Below are 15,612 nucleotides of genomic sequence, written 5' to 3' on the forward strand. Positions count from 1 at the left end.
GACCGCAGCCCGGTGAAGAGGTCAATCACGACAAGGGACGGGTCAAGGCTGTGGACGGAGACGTTCGGCCACCCCGCCGATCCCGCGATTCTGCTGGTGATGGGCGGTACGGCCCAAGGCATCGTCTGGCCGGAGGTGTTGTGCGAACTGCTGGCCGCCGACGGGTTTTTCGTGGTGCGTTACGACCACCGTGACACCGGGAAGTCATCGAAGTCCGACGGCGACTACGACCTGTCCGTGCTGGCGGCGGACGCCGCCGACGTCGTCGGCGGACTCGGCCTGGCCGCGGCGCACGTGGTGGGCCAGTCCGTCGGGGGCATGGTGGCCCAGTTGCTCGCCCTGCACCGGCCCGAGCTCGTCCGGTCCCTTGTCCTACTTTCCAGTTCGCCGGATGCGAACGGCGATGTACGGGTGCCTCCGCGGACGGGACTGCCCGGTCCGCGTCAGCCGATGCTCGACCGGGCGGCCCGGCTCGCGGCGTCTCCGCCGGCCGGAGCCCGGGAACAGTTCACCGCGGCGGTCGACGGCTGGCAGGTGCTGCTGGGCCCGACCGTGGCGTTCGACCGGCCCTACTGGGAGGCCCTGGTGCAGCGGATGATGCGCCGGAGCGTGGCACCGGACACCGCCGGCCACCACTTGGGAGCACTGGACCGGACGCCCCCGCTCACGGCGCGGATCGGAGCCCTCGACGTACCGACGCTCGTGGTCCACGGGGAACAGGACCCGGTGTTTCCTCTGGAGCACGGCCGGCAGCTGTACCGGGCGATCCTGCGCGCACGCCTGTGGAGCATCGCCGGCATGGGACACATCTTTCCCCCGCACTGGTCGTCGACGATCAGGTCGCTGATCGTCGACCATGTCCGGGCTGCCCGCCTTCGCAGGAGTCGGTGATGGAACCGACGAGCGCCGCCCGGCCGGCCAGCGCCGCTACGCCGGCCCCGGGAGAAAGTGGCAGGCAGAGCGAGGAGAAGGACCGTTTCCTGCGGACGCTGCGGAGTATGCACGGCACCTACCGGCTCGACGACACGTACGCCTCGGCACCGCTGTGGACAGCGATCGGCTGGTTCATCGGCTCGGCGGGACCGCTGGATGCCGAAATCCTGGCCGCCGGCCCGGCTTCAGACGTCTGAAAAGGCCCGCCGGGCCGGCCTCCGTATCCGCGCCACGGCCGTCATGATGAAGGATTCCCGTACGGACCAGCGGCCCTGGAACACCTCGAGCGGCGCGTGCGGCGGTGTGATGTCCTGGGCAAGCAGCCGGGCCCGGAAGGTCCCGGCCGCCACGTCGCCGGAACCGCCACGCCGGCCGTCGCAGGCCCGTCCGGACAGGATGAGTTCCGCGTCCTTGAACCCGAGCCGGACCCCGTGGAGCGGGAACCACGCTTTGTAGGCTGCCTCCTTGGCACTGAAAAGCACGCGGTCCAGGTGGACTTCGGGCATCCGGCGGGAGAGATCCCGCAACCGCGCCTGCTCCTCGGGGGACGCGACGAGCGGCAGCACTCCCTCCCGCAGCGGAAGGTTCGGATCGGCGTCGATGCCGAGTGTCACGAGGTCGCCGCTCCGCCCGAGCGCTGCGGCCCGGTATCCCCGGCAGTGCGTGATGCTTCCGACCAGACCGGCGGGCCACTTCGGTGCGCCCGTCGCGTCGGCGGGGACCGGCCGGGAAGGCTCCCCCAACCGCTCCATCGCCTGGCGCGCGCAGGCACGGGCAGCGGCGAATTGGTGCCGCCGCTCGCTCAACGCCGTGGAAATGAGGGCTTCTTCCTCGGGAAACAACCCGGTGATATCCCCCGGGGCGTCGCTGACATCCTCGACGACCGCCACGCCCTTCGGCAGAATTCCTTCGATCACCGGCCGGAACCTCTCCTTCAGATGCTGGGCATCATCTCGGAGAGCACGCTCTTCGCGCCGTGACGATACCGTGTGATGAATCGGACAACCCCTTGCCCCCGGCTCGCGCCGAAGCTCGGCTTTCCTGCCGAACGGGCTTCCGCACAAGCCCTTCGCTCGTGCGTCATGGACCGTACGGCATGAACGACTGGGGGAGTCGAGAACGGTATGACGGGGGCGACAACGAATGTCGACGCATGCTCCGGTGAGAGCGACTTCAGGATTCTGGGCCCGCTCACCATTTCCATGGCGGGTAAAGACTTAGCAATTGATTCGGGGAAACTGCGCGTTCTGCTGGCGGCATTGCTGCTTCGGACCGGATCGGTCGTCGAGAACGACCGCTTGGCGGACTGGTTGTGGGACGAGAAGAAGCCGTCGAATCCGCGAGGGGCACTGCATACGTATGTCAGACGACTGCGCGTGCTGCTCGGTGATCCCGCTCTTGTGGTGACAGCCCCCCAACGGCTACCGGATCGAGCTGGCCGAGGGGGACTTCGACCTGAGTCGCTTCCGCCGTCTGGTCCGGGCCGCGGGCCAGGCCGACGCCCCGGCCGAGCGAGCACGCTTACTGGCCGAGGCGCTGGATGCATGGCGTGGGACACCCTTGTCGGACATTCCCTCGGACACCTTGCGGCAGGACGAGCTCCCCGCGTTGATGGACGAGCGACTCACCGCCCTGGAGGCGTACTTCGAGACCGAACTCGGCCTCGGCCGGCATGCGCAGCTGGTGAAGGAGCTGCGTACGGCAGCCATGGACAACCCGTTGCGCGAACACTTCTGGGGCCTGCTGATGCTGGCCCTGTACCGGGCCGGGCGGCAGGCAGAAGCGCTGGACGTCTATCAGCAGGCCCGCCGCGAACTGGTGGAGCAGCTGGGCATCGAGCCCGGCGAGAAACTGCGGGCCCTGCACTCCGGCATCCTCGAATCGGACCCGAGTCTGGCAGTACCTGGAGGCCTCCGGCCCGAGACCGCCGAGGCCGCCACCGCTCCGGCCCAACTGCCGCCCCTGGCGCTGGGATTCGTGGGGAGGAACGAACTCGTCGACCGGATCGAGACACAGCTGCCGCCGGCGTCCGGCCGCACCGGGGTTCCTGTCGTCGTACTCTCGGGTCCGCCCGGTGTGGGGAAGACCGCACTCGCGGTATGTCTCGGCCGCCGGGTCCAGGCGGATTTTCCGCACGGGCAGTTGTACGTCAATCTCCGCGGCTACGAGCGGGTCGACGAGCATACGCCGCTCAACCCGGAACAGGTGCTCTCGCAGTTTCTCCGCAGTCTCGGCGTGCCGGCCGGTCAGATCCCCGTCTACCTGACGGAGCAGGTCAATCTCTACCGATCGAAACTGACCGGCAAGAACGTACTGGTGGTACTGGACAACGCGTCGAGCATCGACCAAGTGCTGCCGCTCATCCCCGGCGACGCGGGTTGTTCGGTGCTGATCACCAGTCGACGGCAGTTCCGGGCCCTTGCCGTCAGCCACGGGGCGCAGGTGATCCAGGTCAGCACCCTCAGTCCGGAGGAGTCGCGAGAGCTCGTCAGCGGCATGCTGCGGCAGTCCGCAGTGGCGGTCGAACCGCACGTGGTGCACGAGGTGGCGTCCCTGTGCGCGTACCTGCCGCTGGCGCTGCGTATCGCCGCGGCCAACCTGATCAATGCTCCGGGTGGCCGGATCGACGCCTACCTGGAGCGCCTACGGCAGGGAAACCGGCTCGCGGCGCTGTCCGTCGACGGCGACACCACATCCGCCGTGTCCGCGGCGATTTCCCTGTCCTACGACGCCATGGGGGCGGAGGACCGTGTGGTGTTCCGGCTTGCCGGTATCTTCCCCGGTGCAGACTTCTCCCCTTTCGACAGCGGCTGTTCTGCAGGCCCTGGCGATTTTCGCGGTCGGGTTCCTCTTCCGTCCGCTGGGCGGGGCGCTGATCGGGGCCTACAGCGACCGTCGCGGCCGTTCCGCAGCTCTGCGGCTCTCCCTGATGCTGATGGCCGGCGGCAGCCTCCTGATCGCGATCGCGCCGCCCTACCAGGAGGTGGGTGTGCTGGCGCCGGTGCTGCTCGTGCTGGCCAGGGCCGTTCAAGGACTGTCCGCGGGCGGCGAGATCACGGTGATGAGCACATACGTGAACGGGATCTCGCCGAAGGGGCGTCGCGGTCTGTACTCCAGCGCCATCTACATCAGCACGACCCTCGGCACGCTGGCGGCCACGCTCCTCTCGCTGATCCTGCACACCGCGCTCCCGGCTGCCGACCTGAGCAGCTGGGGATGGCGCGTCCCCTTCGCCTTCGGCGCCCTGCTCGGCGTGTACGGCTGGTACCTGCGCGGGCGCGTCGATGAGACAGACGTCTTCAGCGCTGCAAGCTCGCGGCTCAGGAATCCGGCGTGGCAGGTCTTGCGCGATCATCCCGGAGCCACGGCCCGGGTGGTCGGGTTCACCGTGGGGACGACCGTGGTCTATTACACCTTCGCTTCGTACCTGCCTCTGTACGCCCAGCATGTTTTCAAGGTTCCGGCGAATGCCGCTCTGTGGGCCTCCATGGGCGCCCAGGTGGTTTTCGTGGTCGCGCTTCCCTTGCTCGGCATGCTCTCCGACCGGTTCGGACGTCGTCCTCTGCTGTTGGCGTTCGGCGCCGGCTTCACCTGCCTCACACCGCTGTTCTTCAGCCTGATCACGGGCTCGGCGCTCTGGCTCTTCGTGGTGATGACGGCGGCGCTGCTGCTGTTCGGCTGCTGTGCGGCGGCAGCTCCGTCAGCGATGCTGGAGATGTTCCCCACGAGGCTCCGGTCGAGCGGGATCGGGCTGCCCTATTCGCTGACGGTCGCTCTGTTCGGCGGAACCGCGCCCTATCTGATCGAGTATCTCTCCGCCCACGGTCACGGCCACTGGTACCCGTGGTACGTCGTGGCGCTCTGCCTGATCAGTACCGTCACGTTCTTCCTCTACCGGGAGACGAAGGACGTCGAGCTGGCCGAGGTCGGATAACCCGAGCTGCCCTGTCGCGGCGTACGTCCCCGGAGCAACGGTGCTCCGGGGACGTGCGCGTGTGTGGCGTGCTGTGCCTCGTCAGTGGTGGTGCGGCGCGCGGTAGGCCTTGGGCAGGCGCATGCCGCGCTCGGCCATGATCTCCCGTACGTGGTTGGGGTAGTTGGTGATGATGCCGTCGACGCCCATGTCCATCAGCGCCTCGATGGTGGCGTTGTCGTCACAGGTCCACGGGATGACCTTCAGGCCGCGGGCGTGGGCCTCGGAGATCATCTTCTCGTCGGGGTAGAAACGGAAGTTCGGGTCCGCGACGGTGCCGTTCTGCGGGAAGCCGTAGTTGGGGGAGAGCGCGGTGACACCGGGGACAGCGGAGGCGGCCTTGACGAAGTCGCCGTCGTAGTCGTCGGCGTCGATGCCACCCAGCCACGGGGAGGCGCCGGGCTTGCCGACCTGGAGGAAGTCGTAGTTGGTCAGCGCCACCAGCGGGTAGGACGGCGCGAGCTTGTGCATCTCCTTCAGCGCGCCCCAGTCGAAGGACTGGATGGTGACCTGCCGCTCGATCCCCGAGCGGTGGATCTCCTCGTGGACGCGGCGGACGAACAGCTCGCGCGGCGCGGTCTGCTCGGGCGCGCCCGCCTCGACCTTGGTCTCGATGTTGAGCTTGACCTGCTTGGCGTTGTAACTCTTGACCAGATTGAGGACGTCCTTGAGCTCCACCATCCGGAAGCCCTTGACCTGCTCCTGGTCGGGGAAGCCGGGCAGCTGCTGGTAGCCGCAGTCCATTGTCTTGATCTGGGCCAGTGTCAGATCCTTGATGTACTTCCCGACGTACGGGTACATCGGGTCGCCCGGCGTCACCGGCCCGGTGTCCTTGCACTTCTGGGCGCTGATCTGCCGGTCGTGGTTGACGACGACCTTCTGGTCCTTGGTGATCTGGGTGTCCAACTCCAAGGTGGTCACTCCGAGGCGCAGGGCCTTGCCGAAGCCCTCGAGGGACTCCTCGGTGGTCATGCCGATGCCACCGCGGTGGGCCTGGAGGTCGAAGTGGGTCTGCTGAGGTGGAACGTGGCCGTTGTGAGCCGTGGCCGCCTGGGCCGTCGTGGGGATCACGAGCGCGGGTACGACGGCCAGCGCGGCAACTGCATGCCGGAGGGACATTTAAGCCTCATGTACATCGGACGAACTGGACACTGTGACGCTAAGCCGTAGTTCCGGCTCGTACGAAGCCCAATCATGAGGGCATCGTGAACGCCCGGGGAACTGTTGTTCACAGGGCGACGGAGTCAAAACGGGCAAACCGTCGTTCCGGCAGCGCAGCGAAGCCGTAGCTGTCGCCGTGCGACCGCCAGGGATGACGGGACAGCCCTTAGGGCCTCTCGTTTGGATCATGCTGGGCTCGCGGGGCTCCCTGATCCAGCCTGATCCAAACGAAAGACCCTAGGCGTCTCGACCCACGCGCAGGCTGCGGACGGCACGTTCGAGGTCGGCGATGCGGTCGGCGAGACCGGGGGTCTCGTTGTCTCCGGCGTCGCGCAGTTGCAGCTCGATCTGGGCGAGCCGCTCGGTGATCTCCGCCAGCTGCTCGCCACTGCGCGCCGCGCCCGTGCCTGCGGCCCGTCCCCGCGACAGCCTGTCCCGGGCACCCTCGATGCGTTCCACGGATCCTGCCGGCCCCATCGGTGCGGCGGGAGTAGGCGTCCCGACCAGCAGCCGCCGCAGCTGCTCGGCCTGTGCGGCGAGCTGGCGGTTCTTGCGGTACAGGTCCAGGAAGACATTGACCTTGGTACGCAGCAGCCACGGGGCGAAGGGTTTGGTCAGGAAGTCGGCGGCGCCGAGCGCATACCCCCGGTACAGGTAGTCCGTGTCGGCCTCGGTCCCGGTCAGCAAGATGATGGGCACGTCCTTGGTCTGATCCAGGCGCTTGATGTTGGCGGCGGTCTCGAAACCGTCCATGCCAGGCATCAGGACATCGAGCAGCACGACCGCGAAATCCTGGCGCAGCATCGCTTTGAGGGCCTCCTCCCCGGAGTGGGCACGCACCAGCTGCTGGTCGAGCGAGCCGAGTACAGCCTCCAGCGCGACCAGGTTCTCCTCCATGTCGTCGACGATCAGGATGCTGGCCTTCTCCGGAGTGGCAATGCTCATGTCGTCCGCCTCGGCGGGTCTGTGCCGTCTTCCTCGGCCGGATGTTCTTCGCCCGTTCCTGACTCCGGCGCCGGGGTGGCGCCTTGCGGGTCGAGCAGGTCGCAGATGGCCGTCAGCAGACGGTCCACGTCCACGGGCTTGGGAACGTAGTCGGAGGCGCCGCTTTCGATCGCCTTCTCGCGGTCGCCCGGCATGGCCTTGGCAGTGAGCGCGATGATGGGCAGTCCGGCGAGACGGGGCGTTTGCCGGATAGTCCGGATCGTCTCGTATCCATCCATTTCGGGCATCATGATGTCCATCAGCACCAGCGACACGTCGGGAGACCGGTCGAGGACCTCGATGCCTTCGCGACCGTTCTCTGCGTACTTCACGGTGATGCCGACGCGGCCCAGCATATGCGTGAGGGCGAAGACGTTCCGGATGTCGTCGTCGACGATGAGGATGCGGCGCCCTGCCAGCACGTGGCCGGGGCGCCCGCTCAGCCACTCCTTGAGCCGTGTCGTCTCCGGCCAGGTGTCGTCCCGGACGTCGGCGGCCTCGAGGGTTCCCCTGCCGATCAGGCTGTCCGCGTTACCGAAGACGCCGCTCGGCGCATAGGCGGCAGCGTGCGACGACGGAGCGACCTGGCCAGGGAGCGCAGCGGGCGCGGCCGGCGGTGCCACCGGCTCGGGCTCGGGGAAGACGCCGGGGTAACGCGAGGGAACGTAGAGAGTGAAGCAGGATCCGACGCCCAGTTCGCTCTCGGCGACGATCCGGCCACCGAGCAGTCCGGCAATCTCGCGGCTGATGGACAGCCCGAGCCCGGTGCCTCCGTACTTGCGACTGGTGGTGCCGTCGGTCTGCTGGAACGCGTCGAAGATCACCGACAACTTCTCGGGCGGGATCCCGGTGCCGGTGTCCTTGACCGAGAACGCGATGACGGTCTCGGCGTTCCGCAGCGGCCGGTCCTCGAACTTCGACCCGGGCACGCACTCCACGCGCAGCTCCACGCCGCCGGAGGAGGTGAACTTCACGGCGTTGGACAGCAGATTGCGCAAAATCTGCTGGAGGCGCTGCTCGTCCGAGACCAGCTCGCTCGGCACGTTCTCGCCGACCGTGACTTCGAAGGCGAGCCCACGGTCGAGGGTCAGCGGGCGGAACGTGGCCTGGACGTAGTCCAGCAGCTTGGCCAGGGGCAAAGCCCTCGGGCGCACATCCATCCGGCCTGCCTCGATCTTCGACAGGTCGAGGATGTCGTTGATCAGCTGCAGCAGATCCGAGCCCGAGCGGTGGATGGTGGCCGCGAATTGCACCTCCTGCTCGGACAGCGTGCCATCCGGGTTGTCGGCAAGCAGACCGGCCAGGATCAGCAGCGAGTTGAGCGGGGTGCGCAGCTCGTGCGACATGTTCGCCAGAAACTCGGACTTGTACTGCGAGGACGTGGCGAGCAGGGCGGCCTTCTCCTCCAGCGCGGCGTTGGACCGCTGGAGTTCGTCGGAGCGATTGCGCAGCTCGGAGGTGAGGCGCTGCGACTCCGAGAGCAGGGACTCGGTGCGGGAGTTGGCGATGATTGTGTTGATGGAGACGCCGATGGTGGTGACGAACTGGTCGATGAAGGCCAGGTGTACGTCACTGAACTTGCTGAACGAGGCCAGCTCGATCACTCCGAGTACCTGGTCCTCGAAGAGGATCGGCAGGATGACGACGCTGGCCGGAAGTGCGGCGCCGAGCCCGGAGTTGATGGTGATGTAGTCCGGTGGGACGTCGGAGATGAGGATGCGCTTCTTCTCCATGGCGGCCTGGGTGATGAGCCCGCGGCCCGGCGTCCCGGATTCGGGCAGCGGACCACTCCCTCTGACCGCGTCGGTGCCGTAGCCGGCGATGAACTGAAGCTCCTCCCCCGGCTTGGCCGCCGCCTCGGTCAGGAAGAACGCCCCGAACTGCGCGTTCACCAGCGGCGTCAGCTCGCGCAGGATCAGGTCGGCGACCTCGACGAGGTCTCGGTGGCCCTGCATGAGGCCGGCGATGCGCGTGAGGTTGGATTCCAGCCAGTCCTTGGCGCGGGTGGTCTCACGGAGATTGGCCACCATGAGGTTGACGTTGTTCTTCAGCTCGGCGACCTCGCCCTGTGCCTCGACCGAGATGGCGCGGGACATGTCGCCCTGGGTAACGGCGCTGGCGACCTCGGCGATCGCCCGGACCTGGGTGGTGAGGTTCGAGGCGAGTTCATTGACGCTGGTGGTGAGCCGCTTCCACGTTCCATAGACACCCTCGACGCGGGCCTGGCCGCCCAACTGCCCCTCGCTGCCCACCTCGCGGGCGACTCGGGTGACCTCGGAGGAGAACGAGGAGAGTGTGTCGACCATTGTGTTGATGGTGGTCTTGAGCTCCAGGATCTCGCCGCGCGCGTCCACGTCGATCTTCTTCGACAGGTCGCCCTGCGCGACGGCGGTGGCGACCTGGGCGATGTTGCGGACCTGGGAAGTCAGGTTGTCCGCCATGAAGTTGACGTTGTCGGTGAGGTCCTTCCACACCCCGGAGACCCCGCGGACCTGAGCACGCCCGCCCAGGTCCCCCTCGGTGCCGACCTCGCGGGCAACACGGGTGACCTCGTCCGCGAACGCCCGCAGTTGCTGGACCATCGTGTTGACGGTGTCCTTCAGCTCCAGGATCTCGCCGCGCGCGTCCACGTCGATCTTCTTCGACAGGTCGCCGTTGGCGACGGCCGTGGTCACCTGGGCGATGTTGCGGACCTGCGAAGTCAGGTTCAGCGCCATGAAGTTGACGTTGTCGGTGAGGTCCTTCCAGACGCCGGAAACGCCTCGGACCTGCGCCTGCCCGCCCAGGTTCCCCTCGGTGCCGACCTCGCGGGCGACGCGCGTCACCTCGTCCGCGAACGCCGAGAGCTGGTCGACCATCGTGTTGATCGTCGACTTCAGCTCCAGGATCTCGCCCTTTGCTTCCACCGTGATCGTCTTGCCGAGGTCACCCTGCGCGACGGCAGTGGCGACCTGGGCGATGTTGCGGACCTGCGAGGTCAGGTTGTCCGCCATGAAGTTGACGTTGTCGGTGAGGTCCTTCCACACCCCGGAGACCCCGCGGACCTGAGCACGCCCGCCCAATCGCCCCTCGGTGCCGACCTCGCGGGCGACGCGCGTCACCTCGTCCGCGAACGCCAACAGCTGGTCGACCATGGTGTTCACGGTGCTCTTGAGCTGGAGAATTTCGCCCTGTGCGTCCACAGTGATCTTCTGGCTGAGATCGCCGTTGGCGACGGCGGTGGTCACCTGGGCGATGTTGCGGACCTGCGAGGTGAGGTTGGAAGCCATGAGGTTGACGTTGTCGGTGAGGTCCTTCCACACGCCGGAGACCCCGGGCACCTGAGCACGCCCGCCCAGCTGCCCTTCCGTGCCGACCTCGCGGGCGACGCGCGTCACCTCGTCCGCGAACGCGCGAAGCTGGTCCACCATGGTGTTCACGGTGAGCTTCAGTTCCAACAGCTCGCCGGTCGCCTCGACCGTCACCTGCTGGGTCAGGTCGCCGCGTGCCACCGCCGTCGTCACCACGGCGATGTCGCGTACCTGCGCCGTCAACCGTGCCGCCATGGTGTTGACGGCCTCGGTCACGTAACGCCAGTCGCCCGACAGGCCCTGCACCTTGGCCCGCCCGCCGAGTCGCCCTTCCGTACCGACCTCCCGTGCGACACGGGTCACCTCACCCGTGAACAGGGACAGTTGGTCGACCATCCGGTTCACCACGAGTCCCAGGCGCCGCAAGTCACCTCGGAGTTGACGGTTGCCGTCGTGCATGTCCACCCGCTGCGTCAGATCACCGGCAGCAACCGCGTCCAGCACCCGCGTCGCGTTCGCCACCGGTGCCACCAGCGCCTCCACGAGCTGGTTCGCCGCATCCACGCTCGTCGCCCATGCCCCTTGCCCGGGGCTCGCCGCGATCCGCTCGTCCAGCCTGCCCTGCCGCACGACCTCGCGGCGCACCCGCTGGATTTCCGCGGCCAGATGCGCGTTCCGCGCGCTGATCTGGTTGAACACCCCCGCCATCTCGGCCAGGACACCTTCGTCCGCACCCTGCACACGCACGGTGAAGTCACCGTCGCACAAAGAATTCAACGCCGCGAGCAGCGGACGCAACTCAGCTGTTCGCACCCACTGCCCGTCCGGGGTGGAGCCCGGTCGGGCCGGACGTTCCGGGGAATCAAGGGATTCCGGGGAATGAGTGGCGGGGGAAGCGGCATCGGACGAGGGGTCGAGTGCCATGGCAGCTCACACTCAGAATCGGGGCATATCGGTACTTTGTCGTAAAATACGTTACATGATTCGGTCAATCGTCGGAAACTCCAAGGAGTCGCCCGCAGGGTCGTTGTCCCCCCACCGTGAGTTCGTCTCGCGGACGACTCTGCCCGCAGACGACTGCGCGGCATCCGCGGCGCGCACCTTTGTGCGCGCCGCGCTCGGCGAATGGACCGATCCTGCGATTCCTGCCTCACCGAAGATCACCGACCGGCTCGTCGACGACGCCATGCTCCTGGTCAGCGAACTGGTCACCAACGCCGTCGTGCACGCCGGGACCACGGTCGAGGTCGTCTGCCGCCTGGAGGCGGGGCACGCCTCACCCGCCTCGCCCTGCTTCGACGTGAACGGACCCCTCAACGCGGACGGACCTGTCGACGTCGTCATCGAGGTGGCGGACCGCCACCCTTCCCGCACCGTGCTCGGCAGGAAGGACGCCCGGCGCGCGTGGTACGGCCGTGGCCTCCAGCTCGTCCGTGCACGGGCAGAATCGTGGGGCGTGACGTACCGGCGCACCCAGAAGACGGTGTGGTTCCGGTTGGAGACCACGGCCGAGGAACCCGAGACGGTCGGCAGCCCTCTTGACGAGGCCCCCGACAGCGAACCGAGCACCGCAGAAAGCCTCGCGACCGACTCGCTGCACACCCGCCGCGACGACACCGCCGAGTGGGTCGACCGCGGAGGCCCTTCGTTCCTCGCCGAGGCGAGCGAGCTCCTCGCCGGCCAGCTCGACGAGGACATGGTCGCCGCCCTGGCCGGGCAGCTGCTCGTACCCAGGCTCGCGGACTGGTGCGGCGTGTGGCTGAGCACCGAGAACGGCGGTCTGCGGCTCTCCCGCGTCTGGCACGCGGACGAACGGTGCATCGACGCGCTACGCCGCGTGCTGGAGAAGGACCCGCCGCCCGCCAGGCTCGCCACGACGGGTATCCCCTGGCCCTGGCCGGAGAGCGCGAACACGGGCGGATCCGCGATCGCCTTCCCCCTCGTCACGGGCGGTCGCTGCCACGGTGTGCTGCTGCTCGGCCGGGCGGGCCTGCTGCAGATGACCGACGCTGTCGTGCGGCTCGCGGAAGACCTGGTACGGCGTGTCGCCCAGGCGGTGGTCACGGCCCGCCAGTACACCGAGCAGACAACCATCAGCCGGGCGCTCCAGCGCAGGCAACTGCCCGCTTCCCTCGCCGACATCCCAGGCGTGGACACCGCGATCGTCTATGAGCCGCGCGGTCACGGCCAGACCGTCGGCGGCGACTTCTACGACCTGTTCCCGATGGCGGGCCGGCGCTGGGGCTTCCTGCTCGGTGACGTGTGCGGCCACGACCCGGAGGCGATGTCCGTCACCGGCCTGGCCCGGCACCTGGTACGGCTGCTGGCACGCGAGGGGCACGGCGTCGAGTCGGTGCTCACCAAACTGAACTGCGCAATGGCGGAGGAGAGCGCCGAGGCCGCGGCGCTTGGCGGCGAGCAGGCCCGGCCCCAGTTCCTGAGCCTGCTCTACGGGGAGCTGGAGCCCGACCCGGTCACAGGAGGCGCGCACTGCAAGATCGCCAGCGCCGGGCACCCACTGCCGCTGCGGCTGTCCGCCGATGGCTCGGTGGCGCCCATGACGGACCCGCAGATGCTGCTCGGAATCGACGACCACGCGAAGTTCCACTCCAACACCTTCGACCTCGCACCGAGTGAGACTCTGCTGTGCGTGACCGACGGCGTGACCGAACGCCGGAGCGGAAATCGGCAGTTGGACGATGACGACGGACTTTCCGAGTTGCTGCGGGGGTGCGTGGGGCTGGGCGCCACAGCCGTCGCGGAACGCGTGCGGCAGGCGGTGCACGCATTCGACACCGGACCGGTCGAAGACGACCTCGCGGTGCTGGTGATAGGGGCGTTGCCGGTGCATGTGGCACGGGCTGAGCAGGTGCGGGACGAGGCGTGAGACCGAACGCCGCCCCACCCGCATCGCCACCGAAGTCGGCACCCCCTGGAGCCGGTACGCCCCCGGAGACCACTGACGACAACCGATCCGGCCAAGCGGGGAAACGGACGTGCGATCGGACCTCAGGAGTGTCACCCTGTCCCAGGTGACCTCAACCGAGACGACCGCCATCCGTGCCGCCGCAGCTCGGAACAACGCCGATTGGTGTGCCGCGCTCTGCCGGTCCCACGGCATACCAGGGACCTTCGGCGAGACGGCCTGGTGGAGTTCCCGCCGCACGCCGCCGTACTACCCCGACGCCATCACTCTGCACCATGACGCGGTGCCGACCGACTTCCTCGATGAGATCGACACCGCGTCACCCGGGTGCTCGGTCAAGGACAGTTTCGGCACGCTCGACCTCAGCTCCAGCGGCTTCGTCGAGCTCTTCCGTGCCCAGTGGATCCACCGCCCGGCGGGACTCCCCGCACCAGCAACGCCGGCCCTGCGCACGGAGCGGGTCTCCACAGCCGACCGGCTTCGCGAGTGGCAGGCCGCTTGGCACGGCGGTGACGGAGCCCCGGACGTCTTCCGGCCGGCGCTGCTGGACGACCCGTCCGTGCTGGTGCTCGCCGTTCACGACGACGAAGACCTCTCCGGCGGTGTCATCCTGAACCGGAGCACGGGGCTGATCGGTCTCTCCAACCTCTTCGCCGTCAACAGCAGCGACGTTGCCGCCATCTGGTCATCAGCGATCGCAGCAGTCGCCACTCATTTCCCCGGGCTTCCCCTCGTCGGTTACGAACACGGCGACGACCTCGTGCACGCACATGCCAGTGGATTCGCCGCACTCGGCACACTCCGCGTCTGGCTGCACGACTGATGAGCGCCCGCCGGGTGCTCCCGGCCCCGGGGCCGTCCCCTCCCGGGTTCGCTACGTGCCGGTACGGTCCGACCCACGTCCTCTGCGGATGCCCGTCGCCGGCCGTGTACGGGTGGCCTTCGCCTCCGTGGATCTCCGCGCCCGCTGCAGCGCCTGATGCACCGACCAGATGACGGACACGAGCGGCACTGTCACCACCGCTCCCAGCACTCCCGCCGCGATCGCGCCGGCGATCACGGAGAGCGCGATCACCACTGGATGCAGGCGGACGGCCCAGCTCATCACGATCGGGTGCAGCAGGTGCCCCTCGATCTGACCGATGATGACGATCAGCGCGATGACAACGACCGCTACGATCGGGCCCTTTGACGCCAGAGCCACAACGGCAGCGACTCCAAGGGCGATGGGTGAACCGATCAGTGGCACGAAGGCTGCGAAGAACTCCAGCAGCGCCAGCGGAAGCGCCAGCGGCACTCCGAGTGCGAACAGTGCGAGTCCGACGAGTACGGAGTTGGTGGCGGCCACCACGATGATGCCGTGCGTGTACCCCGTGAAGGTCCGCCACGCCGCTCGGCCCGCGATCTCCACCCGCTCCCGCGCGGTCGCCGGAAGCTGTTCGCGCAACCAGTCCCACTGCCGGTCGCCCGAGTAGATGAAGAAGACCGAGCAGAACAGCGCGAGAACGAACACGGTCATCACCTCCACCAGTCGGCCCACGCCACTGAGCGCCGAGCTGATCAGGGTGGACCGATGAGTGGACAGAAATCGCCCGATCCGGGCCTGCAAGTCGGTCAGCGCCCCGGGGTTCAGCCGGAACGGTGGACCCTCCAGCCATCGCTCGATCCTGAGGAGGCCGTCGCTGAACTGCCGCTCCAGCCCGGCGCTTTCTCCGGCTACTGCCTCACCGACAAGGGACAGCACGCCCAGGACCAGGACGATACTGCCGAGGAACGCCACTGCCACCGCGAGCGGCCGCGGCATCACGCGAGCCAGGAAGTCCGCCGCCGGGCGCAGGATCGCGGTGACGACCAGGCCGAGGAAGACTGCTGCCGCGACCTCGTGGAATCGTCCCAGCACTGAGAAGCCGGCGTAGACGACAGCTCCCACGACGAGAATCCGCCAGGCGTAGCCAGCGGTCGTCTGCAGCGCGGAGGGCACACGCAGTTCTTGCGTCGGGTCGGTCGGCGCATGCTGCGATCCCGGGCGGCGGGAAGCACGGCCGTTGATGCCGCGCAGCGCCTGGCGCGACGCGGCACGCGTCCGGTGCCTCCGCCTTTCAGACAGGAAGCCGGGGTCCGGGTTGTCGGGCTGCAGATGCGATCGCCTGGGCATTCCTCGCTGGTATCAGTCGGCGACGCATCATCCCAGCTCCCGCGGCTGCATACACGCGAAGTCACCCAGCAGGCGCAGGAGAAATCTGCGGTGGGTGGACGACGCTGCGCCCCGCGGCCCATGGCGGCGTCACCGGCGTCGATGCCTGGACACCACTCGGGCGCACCGGCAGGCTGACCACGGCAGCGGG

Annotated in this window: 10 protein-coding genes and 1 pseudogene; 6 read left to right on the forward strand and 5 right to left on the reverse strand. The window is 68.0% G+C overall.

Annotation, left to right across the window (positions count from 1 at the left end):
* Positions 1–12: 12 nt before the first annotated feature.
* Both ABZV38_RS05465 and ABZV38_RS05470 read left to right on the forward strand, forming a co-directional pair.
* Positions 13–891, forward strand: a complete 879-nt coding sequence (locus ABZV38_RS05465; protein WP_356324802.1) for an alpha/beta hydrolase — start codon at positions 13–15, stop codon at positions 889–891.
* On the forward strand, positions 891–1,130 hold the full coding sequence (locus ABZV38_RS05470; RefSeq protein ID WP_356324804.1) for a hypothetical protein: 240 nt from the start codon (positions 891–893) through the stop codon (positions 1,128–1,130). Before ABZV38_RS05465 ends, ABZV38_RS05470 begins: the two co-directional genes overlap by 1 nt.
* On the opposite strand, the gene ABZV38_RS05475 is transcribed toward ABZV38_RS05470, so the two are convergent.
* Positions 1,119–1,850, reverse strand: coding sequence for a 4'-phosphopantetheinyl transferase superfamily protein (locus ABZV38_RS05475; protein WP_356324806.1), 732 nt, complete (start codon positions 1,848–1,850; stop codon positions 1,119–1,121). The two genes, ABZV38_RS05470 and ABZV38_RS05475, sit on opposite strands and share 12 nt — an antisense overlap.
* A 556-nt stretch (positions 1,851–2,406) precedes the next feature.
* Here ABZV38_RS05475 and ABZV38_RS05480 point away from each other — a divergent pair.
* Positions 2,407–3,474, forward strand: a pseudogene (locus ABZV38_RS05480) (BTAD domain-containing putative transcriptional regulator); the annotation flags it as partial.
* A 241-nt stretch (positions 3,475–3,715) separates the two neighbouring features.
* Complete coding sequence (locus ABZV38_RS05485; RefSeq protein WP_356324808.1) at positions 3,716–4,867, forward strand: MFS transporter; 1,152 nt, start codon at positions 3,716–3,718, stop codon at positions 4,865–4,867.
* An 81-nt stretch (positions 4,868–4,948) separates the two neighbouring features.
* Here ABZV38_RS05485 and ABZV38_RS05490 read toward each other — a convergent pair whose 3' ends face one another.
* The 3 genes from ABZV38_RS05490 to ABZV38_RS05500 all read right to left on the reverse strand — a co-directional run bounded on the left by ABZV38_RS05490 (position 4,949) and on the right by ABZV38_RS05500 (position 11,265).
* Positions 4,949–6,025, reverse strand: coding sequence for a glycerophosphodiester phosphodiesterase family protein (locus tag ABZV38_RS05490; RefSeq protein WP_356324810.1), 1,077 nt, complete (start codon positions 6,023–6,025; stop codon positions 4,949–4,951).
* A gap of 279 nt (positions 6,026–6,304) precedes the next feature.
* Positions 6,305–7,012: a response regulator gene (locus ABZV38_RS05495; RefSeq protein WP_356324812.1), complete on the reverse strand. Its 708-nt coding sequence runs from the start codon at positions 7,010–7,012 to the stop codon at positions 6,305–6,307.
* Positions 7,009–11,265 carry a HAMP domain-containing protein gene (locus ABZV38_RS05500; RefSeq protein WP_356324813.1) on the reverse strand — a complete coding sequence of 1,419 codons (4,257 nt, stop codon included), beginning with the start codon at positions 11,263–11,265 and terminating at the stop codon, positions 7,009–7,011. Before ABZV38_RS05500 ends, ABZV38_RS05495 begins: the two co-directional genes overlap by 4 nt.
* 55 nt (positions 11,266–11,320) lie before the next feature.
* On the opposite strand from ABZV38_RS05500, the gene ABZV38_RS05505 reads away from it, so the two are divergent.
* Both ABZV38_RS05505 and ABZV38_RS05510 read left to right on the forward strand, forming a co-directional pair.
* Complete coding sequence (locus ABZV38_RS05505; RefSeq protein WP_356324816.1) at positions 11,321–13,228, forward strand: SpoIIE family protein phosphatase; 1,908 nt, start codon at positions 11,321–11,323, stop codon at positions 13,226–13,228.
* Between the two features lie 145 nt (positions 13,229–13,373).
* Positions 13,374–14,090, forward strand: coding sequence for a hypothetical protein (locus tag ABZV38_RS05510; protein WP_356324818.1), 717 nt, complete (start codon positions 13,374–13,376; stop codon positions 14,088–14,090).
* Positions 14,091–14,141: 51 nt separating this feature from the next.
* Here the strand turns inward: ABZV38_RS05510 and ABZV38_RS05515 are convergent, their stop codons facing one another.
* A complete protein-coding gene (locus ABZV38_RS05515; RefSeq protein ID WP_356324819.1) occupies positions 14,142–15,248 on the reverse strand; it encodes an AI-2E family transporter in 1,107 nt (368 codons plus the stop codon).
* Positions 15,249–15,612: the final 364 nt, after the last annotated feature.

It is taken from the genome of Streptomyces sp. NPDC005181, from assembly GCF_040608395.1.
Lineage (GTDB): Bacteria > Actinomycetota > Actinomycetes > Streptomycetales > Streptomycetaceae > Streptomyces.